Origin of the sequence: Mesorhizobium sp. M5C.F.Ca.ET.164.01.1.1 (assembly GCF_004792125.1) — a bacterium.
In the GTDB taxonomy this organism is placed as follows: domain Bacteria; phylum Pseudomonadota; class Alphaproteobacteria; order Rhizobiales; family Rhizobiaceae; genus Mesorhizobium; species Mesorhizobium wenxiniae.
This window is the reverse complement of sequence record NZ_SRTG01000266.1, coordinates 1-352: the sequence shown is the minus strand read 5'-3', so window position 1 is coordinate 352 and position 352 is coordinate 1. Positions and strand designations below refer to the sequence as shown.

At 64.2% G+C, this 352-nt stretch carries 1 protein-coding gene; it reads right to left on the bottom strand.

Translation table 11 applies throughout. From position 1 onward, the window contains the following. Nucleotides 1–352 (bottom strand): peptidoglycan DD-metalloendopeptidase family protein (locus EN807_RS33410; RefSeq protein ID WP_145972473.1); only part of this gene is annotated, 352 nt, incomplete at both ends.

The following is a 352-nucleotide window of genomic DNA, read 5'->3' as shown; positions in this document are numbered from 1 at the left end:
CTCCGGCGTGGCATTTCCATTCTGCGAGGCCGAGGTGCTCGCCACCCGGGCCTCTCCCATCGCGCCGACCGGTTCTCCTGCGAGCACCGACTGGCCAGTCGCGACACTGATTCTGCTCATCCCAGCCAGGACGACATGATACCCGTCGCCGGCATTGAGGATCAAGAGTTGACCATAAGAGCGAAACGGCCCCGCATAAAGCACATTTCCATCCGCCGGCGCGGTGACGATGGCTCCCGATTGTGTCGCAACCATGTCCGCTTGCATCACCGCGCCGTTACCGTCATCGGCGCCGAAGCGCCGCTTGATCTTGCCGGTCACCGGCAGCGCGATCTGTCCCTGCAGCGCCGAG